5 protein-coding genes and 2 pseudogenes are annotated in these 6,693 nt (G+C 33.7%); 6 read left to right on the forward strand and 1 reads right to left on the reverse strand.

What is annotated here, in order from left to right; all coding sequences use genetic code 11:
* Together ACEWK1_RS23775 and ACEWK1_RS23780 are read left to right on the forward strand one after the other, a co-directional pair.
* Positions 1-321 (forward strand): annotated as a pseudogene (locus tag ACEWK1_RS23775) (short chain dehydrogenase); the annotation flags it as partial.
* 209 nt (positions 322-530) lie between these two features.
* Positions 531-1,766: an ATP-binding protein gene (locus tag ACEWK1_RS23780; protein ID WP_247339395.1), complete on the forward strand. Its 1,236-nt coding sequence runs from the start codon at positions 531-533 to the stop codon at positions 1,764-1,766.
* Positions 1,767-1,820: 54 nt separating this feature from the next.
* On the opposite strand, the gene ACEWK1_RS23785 is transcribed toward ACEWK1_RS23780, so the two are convergent.
* Positions 1,821-2,342 (reverse strand): YpiB family protein, encoded by a 522-nt coding sequence (locus ACEWK1_RS23785; RefSeq protein ID WP_176551097.1) that lies wholly within the window; start codon positions 2,340-2,342, stop codon positions 1,821-1,823.
* 229 nt (positions 2,343-2,571) lie between these two features.
* Here ACEWK1_RS23785 and ACEWK1_RS23790 point away from each other — a divergent pair.
* The 4 genes and pseudogenes from ACEWK1_RS23790 (at position 2,572) to ACEWK1_RS23805 (ending at position 6,268) form a co-directional block, all read left to right on the forward strand.
* Positions 2,572-3,172: pseudogene (locus ACEWK1_RS23790) on the forward strand (SAM-dependent methyltransferase).
* Between the two features lie 97 nt (positions 3,173-3,269).
* Positions 3,270-4,328: an aromatic acid exporter family protein gene (locus tag ACEWK1_RS23795; protein ID WP_416636729.1), complete on the forward strand. Its 1,059-nt coding sequence runs from the start codon at positions 3,270-3,272 to the stop codon at positions 4,326-4,328.
* Positions 4,329-4,439: 111 nt separating this feature from the next.
* The gene (mutM, locus tag ACEWK1_RS23800; protein WP_379053496.1) at positions 4,440-5,249 is read left to right on the forward strand and encodes a bifunctional DNA-formamidopyrimidine glycosylase/DNA-(apurinic or apyrimidinic site) lyase; all 810 of its coding nucleotides are present in this window, start codon (positions 4,440-4,442) and stop codon (positions 5,247-5,249) included.
* A gap of 107 nt (positions 5,250-5,356) precedes the next feature.
* On the forward strand, positions 5,357-6,268 hold the full coding sequence (locus tag ACEWK1_RS23805) for an aldo/keto reductase (protein WP_416636730.1): 912 nt from the start codon (positions 5,357-5,359) through the stop codon (positions 6,266-6,268).
* The last annotated feature ends 425 nt before the right edge of the window (positions 6,269-6,693 follow it).

Below are 6,693 nucleotides of genomic sequence, written 5' to 3' on the forward strand. Positions count from 1 at the left end.
CATGAAAAAGCTTACGGACAATGCTGGAATATTCCTGGTACAGGAGTGATAACAGGTGAAGAAATCATTAAGATCATACAGGAAATAACAGGCTATTCAAGAAAGGTTTCAACAGTAACAAAAAATATGGTGCGTTTTATCGGGATTTTTGACCCTAGCATGAAAGAGTATGTAGAGATGTATGATCTGACTCAAAAACCGCTAATTTTAAATGGAGAAAAATTAGAATGTTTAATAGGACCAATTCAAAAAACCTCTTATAAAGAGGGTTTAGAAGGAACATTAAATACCATGAAGGAAAAAGGTCTAATTACTATATAATTCTGGAATAAAAAAGATGTCTTGAAATTTTGACATCTTTTTTAATTACATTGTTAGAATATCTTTCATTTTACTAGATACTGAGAGAAACATATTATAAGATTTTATATACATCATTAAAATTGTGTAAATTTTCCTAATTTTTTCCCTAGTAAAGTACATATAGTGCTATTATATAAGTAAAATTCTGACAAAAATGAGGATAATTCATGAATAAGATTGGGCAAATTTCTCTAGTAATGATATCAATATTGTATACAGGAATTGAAAAGATTTTATACAATGAGGCATTTTTTTCATTGGATTTTTTCGTTTTTACTATTATTGCCTGGGTATGTGGAAGGCAATATGATGTAGCAAGATATTATACAAAAAAGGCACGTGCAAGTGAAGAGAGTTATAAACAATTGATTGACTCTTTACCTGAATCTATTATTATTCATCAAAACCAAAAGATTATCTATATAAACAATGCAGCTGCTCAGATGGTAGGAGCTAAAATCAAAACTGATGTTATTGGTAAATCCCTTTTTGACTTCATCACACCCAGATATCAGGAACGTGTATATGAGCGTATGAAATTGATTCATAAAGAAAAACAGCCATTAAGTAATATTGAATATGAAGTTCAACGTTTAGATGGAGTGAGGTTTTTCTTTGATGGTACATCTATGTCGATCACATTTGGTGAAAGAGATGCAGTGTTGACGATTGGAAAAGATATTACGGAGAAAAAAGAACATACAGAACGCTTGCTATTAAAATCAGAAAAGCTTGCCTTACTAGGTCAAATGGCTGCAGGAATTGCCCATGAGATAAGAAATCCCCTTACATCAATAAAGGGGTTTATTCAGTTATTTAAATCAAATCAGTTAGAAGAAACGTATTATAATATTGTTTTATCTGAACTTGACCGAATCAATTCAATCGTTGGAGAGTTTCTTGTTCTTACTAAACCAAGTGCTTCTATTTTTGTAGAAAAAGATATAAAAGAGTTAATAAAAGACGTTATAACATTAATGAACACTCAATCAATTATCAATAACATTCAAATCTTTTCAGAGTTTGATCCTGATCTACCTAAGATATGCTGTGAAGAAGCTCAACTAAAGCAGGTATTTTTAAATTTATTTAAAAATGCAATTGAAGCGATGCCAAATGGAGGTCAAATTGAATTAAAAGTTAAGCTAATAGAAGCTGGAACAATATCTGTTCAACTTATTGATCAGGGGGTAGGTATTTCACCAGAAAGATTACCGACCCTTGGTGAGCCCTTTTATACCACGAAGGAAAAGGGCACAGGTTTGGGACTAATGACTTGTTATAAGATTATAGAATCACATAAAGGCGGTATGACTATTCAAAGTGAAGTGAATAAGGGCACGACCATTCAACTTACTTTACCGACTATGACTCAGTCCTTATTAAAAAGGGAATTTGTATAGGAAATGAGATAATAAAATAACAGAGGGTTACTTAAAGGCCCTCTGTTACTTTATTTATTTCTGAATTTCTTTTAATTGATTAACCAACTCATGAAACAGTTCTTCGTCTCGGTCATCCAATGCCTTATTGATCCTGCTTTTCAATAAAGCAATTTCAACAACTGAATCTGTTGCTTTTGCATCTTTTTCTGATTGTTCGTATTGTTTAATAGAATGAATTCGATGTGTTTCAACAAGCTGTGTATAGCGGTGATCAGAATGTTTACCAAAGTAGTGGAGGATGAGATAAACTTTTTCAGAAGGGCTGCTCATTAGTGAACCAAAAGCCCGTGAAACATCTTCTGTTTTTTGACCATTAGTGTAAAAGAGAAACCCAGACTCATCAGAATTAATACTTGAAACAACAATCGTACGGTCTTTTGAATGAACATAATCAGTAAAAGATAAGTTCTTAAGAATATGATGGTTTTTCTGAATATATTCTATAAGTCTCCGAGCTTCTTTATTTTTTAACTGATGATTGTTCAAGAACCATTTTAGAAATTCGTCTTTCTTACTAGTTGAGATCCAGTTCATAATATCCTCCTTTCTAGCACTCTTTCCTTCTATCATAACAGATCTATTACAGTAAATTACATACTTATCATGATAAAGGTATAATTTTTAACATGAATATGGTAAGTTTTCTTACATTAGTTAATGAATAACAAAATAGTGAGCTTTGCGATTATATACAGGTTAGTTAATTATGTTATGATCGGGTAAAAGACAATTAGTATAATCAGGCTTTAAAAGGGAGAAATGAATGGAAGAGAAGGATTATGAACACTTGCTTAATATTTGTACGTCAGGAGATCAGAAGGGGTTTCACAAGTCCTTTCATTATCATCGTTATGAACCTACTCCTTATAATGGATTAAAGCAGCTATTTTCTCAATATCAGTTGCAAAGTAATGACCGAATCGTTGATTTTGGATGCGGTAAGGGCAGGTTGCCATTTTACGTTCACTACTTATTTGGCTTCTGTAGCCGGAGTCGAGATGAACAAAGACTTTTATGAAATGGCAGTGAAAAATCGTTCCTGTTATTTAAAAAAAACGAAAAAGAATGGTAACAATATTATTTTTCACAATTGCCTTGCCGAACACTACCCAGTTAAACAGGCTGACAATATTTTTTATTTTTTTAATCCATTCTCTATTCAAATCTTTATGAAGGTTATGAATAACATTATGTACTCCTTTGAGAAATGTGAACGACACCTTGAGGTGATTTTATATTATGCGGCTGAAGAATACATTTATTACTTAGAAAATCAGACTGCTTTTTCCCTTAAACAAGAGATTAAGATCAATGGACTATATGAACAAAATCAGAATGAGAGATTTTTAATATATGAATTGTAACTAAGATCGTCCTTTAAGCTTGAACGTATTTAGAGATTTCTACTTGATACGTTATAATCAGTATATAACTGTTTATTTTAAGGGTTGAAGAAGCGTTATGGATACCATTAGAAAAGCAAAGTATTTGGTTGGTGGAAGGATCATCAAAACAGGAATAGCAGTTTTTTTGACTGTTATGATATGTGAATGGTTAAATTGGCCCGCAATGTTTGCTGCCATTACGGCTATAATTACAATTGAACCAACTGCCGCTAATTCAATAAAAAAAGCATTTGTACGTTTTCCGGCAGCAGCGATAGGAGCGGCATATTCGATTGCATTTAATGTTGTGCTTGGGGATCATTCATATACTTATGCATTAGTAGCAATAGCAACAATTATGACATGTCATAAGCTACGATTAAACGAGGGAACACTTGTAGCAACTCTTACAGGTGTCGCGATGATTTCAACAGTTCATGATCACTTTATTGCTTCTTTTTTCATTAGATTAGGTGCAACAAGCATTGGTTTGTTCGTTTCTACATTAGTAAACCTGTTTGTTATGAGTCCAAATTACTCTCCAGCCATTCTTAATAAAATACGTGATCTCTTTTTAGAAACAGGAGATTTTATTGAAAGTCGTGGATTAGAGTTAGTGGACTTACATTCGAAAACAAACAGGAATGAGTCAAGAAGTTGGTTTCAAAAATTAATGAAGAATATTGAATCAATTGAAGTGCTTTGTAGCTATCAAAAGGAAGAATGGAAATATCACCGTTTTAGCCGTCAGGATATGAGAACGTTTCATTATGAGTATAAAAAGCTGAATATTCTACGGCAAATTCTTTACCACGCAGGAAACTTACTTACAATTTCAAATCAAAAGGTTAAGGTAAGTGAAAAAAATAAAGATCTTGTGGTAGCAATCGTTTGCTCAGTAAAGGATATTCTTCATCATCAACAGTATGAAATAGAGACCTCACATTTTGAGAAAATAAATCGGGTAACAGAGTTATTTTGGGATAGGAAACCTGATCATTATGATCATCATCATTGTTTTGTGCCGGAAACTGTTATTTTTTACGAACTCATTTCGATTTCTGATTTATTAGAGGAGTTACATCATATCCAATCGTTAGAGCTTCGTCACCAAAAATTGTATCAAACTGAATGATACTTATTAGGCTTGCCAAGTGGCGAGCCTTTTTTGATTTCTTCCTACATGATTGGTCTTTTTTTTAGCAATACTAACTTACAATATTATGTTCAAGGAAGGGTGTACATATTGCCTGAGTTACCTGAAATGGAAAATTATAAACGTATTTTCGAACAAAAGCTTATTGGAAGAAAAATTGAAGCGGTTGAAGTTACAAGAGAAAAAACAATCAATAAGCCTGTTGTAGAATTTGTTGGTGCTGTTCAGGGGAAAACATTAGTAGCAGTGGAACGGCGGGCAAAGCATTTGATATTCAAGCTGAATTCAGGAGAAAATCTATTAGTACATTTGATGCTTGGAGGTCTCATGTACATTGGAAGTGAGCAGGATAGTCCAGATCGCACAAAGCAGGTCACCATTTCTTTCGGAAATGATTTATTATTTTTTATCGGGCTGCGTTTAGGATATCTTCATCTATTATCAAATGAAGAATTGGAAAAGGATTTTCATGATTTGGGTCCAGAGCCACTTAGTCCAGACTTTACGCTTGAAGCTTTTGATCAAAGTATTCAGAAGAAAAGAGGTGCCTTAAAAACAACCTTAGTCAATCAAAATTTCATTGCAGGTATTGGAAATCTTTATTCTGATGAAATTTGCTTTGAAGCGAAGCTGTTACCATCTAGAAAAGGTAATGAGCTATCAGTACAGGAACGCTCTGCACTTTTTCATGCCATACAAACAATTTTAAATAGAGGTCTTTCGTATGGTGGATACATTGATATGCCTGTATTTAAAACAGATAATTTAACGGGAAGTTATGATCATCATTGTTATGTCTATAATAGAGAAGGGGAGCCTTGTCCTAGGTGTCAATCTTCAATCATTCGAGATGAACTATCATCAAGAAAAACGTTCTACTGCGTACAATGCCAAAAATAGTGTGTCTTTTATTGAGAGCTATATTCTTGAATTAATCATGATTCTTGGATATGATAGATTAAGGGAATGAAACCGGTTTCCTAATTGGTGATAATGGGGTGTTTTAAATGAAATACAGACGTTTAGGTAGTACTGATTTAAAGGTTTCTGTAGTAGGGGTAGGAACATGGCAGTTTGGGGGAGATTGGGGAAAAGACTTTTCACAAAATGAAGTTGATGCGATTCTTTCACATGCAAAAGGGTTAGGAATTAACTTGATTGATACAGCGGAATGTTATGGACCGCATCATATGTCTGAAAAGTTTATTGGTGATTTTCTTTCCAGAGATCGTCGTGAGGACTGGGTACTTGCTTCGAAGTTTGGTCATAAATGGCATGACAATTGGGAACATGCATGGAGTGTAGATGCTGTGCGGGTTCAATTAGAGGAATCATTGAAGGCATTAAAGACAGATTATATTGATCTATATCAATTTCATTCAGGTCCTGATGAGGTTTTTAATAATGATGATTTATGGACAATGCTTGATAAGCAGGTTCAAGCCGGAAAAATCCGTAATTTAGGTATTTCTATCGGTGCAAATGATAATATCTATCAAACATCAAAAGCTACTGAGTTAAATGCTAAAGCCATTCAAGTTGTTTATAACCGAATTGATCAAGCACCTGAAGAAGAAGTATTTCCTTCATGTATAGAGCAGGATTTAGGTGTATTAGCCAGGGTACCATTAGCAAGCGGATATTTGAGTGGGAAATATAATCCTGGTGCTACATTTAGTGACAATGTTAGAAAAAATCATGAACAACAAGAAATCGATGAAAAGCTGAATCTAGTTGCAAAGATAAAGGAGCAAGAAGTGCCAGAAGGAGTAAACATGGCAACTTGGGCTTTAGCTTGGTGTCTTCAGCATCCTGCAGTCACAACTGTTATTCCTGGATGCAAAAGCCCAGAGCAAGTGGAAGCAAATGCAAAGGCTGCAGATTTGGTAAAAGATCATCATCCATCAGATATAGAGTAATGGCGAAAAGGTAGTGGGATGCCTAACAAAAAATGGTCCAGCTTATGAGCTGGGTCATTTTTTGTATGTGGGGAGGAACTGTATAATTATTCGTATACGTACTGCAAAAGGGGGAAAAGCATACGTAAAAAAGGAGGAAAAGCATACGTAAAAAAGGAGTATGCATGCTTCAGTAAAGTAACCTTCATGAGATCCAATAAATGATGGTGAAAATGGTCAAGATTATATTTTTATAAAAAGGTAAAAAAGCATACGCAAATAAGGAATATGCATGCTTATACATAGAGAAGCAGTAAAAAATCATTCGTAAGATCCAAAAAAAGTAAAAATAGATCCTAAAAGCAAATAAATTTGTAATTTTTTTCTATATACGTATCGATTTTTGATGAAAAAGGAAAAAATGCATACGCAAATAAGGAATATGC

Source organism: Metabacillus sp. YM-086 (assembly GCF_048059995.1).
Taxonomy (GTDB): domain Bacteria; phylum Bacillota; class Bacilli; order Bacillales; family Bacillaceae; genus Metabacillus; species Metabacillus litoralis_B.

Coding starts and splice junctions, on each gene's coding strand:
- ACEWK1_RS23780 (WP_247339395.1), top strand. CDS start 531: ATGAATAAGATTGGGCAAATTTCTCTAGTAATGATATCAATATTGTAT.
- ACEWK1_RS23785 (WP_176551097.1), bottom strand. CDS start 2,342: ATGAACTGGATCTCAACTAGTAAGAAAGACGAATTTCTAAAATGGTTC.
- ACEWK1_RS23795 (WP_416636729.1), top strand. CDS start 3,270: ATGGATACCATTAGAAAAGCAAAGTATTTGGTTGGTGGAAGGATCATC.
- ACEWK1_RS23805 (WP_416636730.1), top strand. CDS start 5,357: ATGAAATACAGACGTTTAGGTAGTACTGATTTAAAGGTTTCTGTAGTA.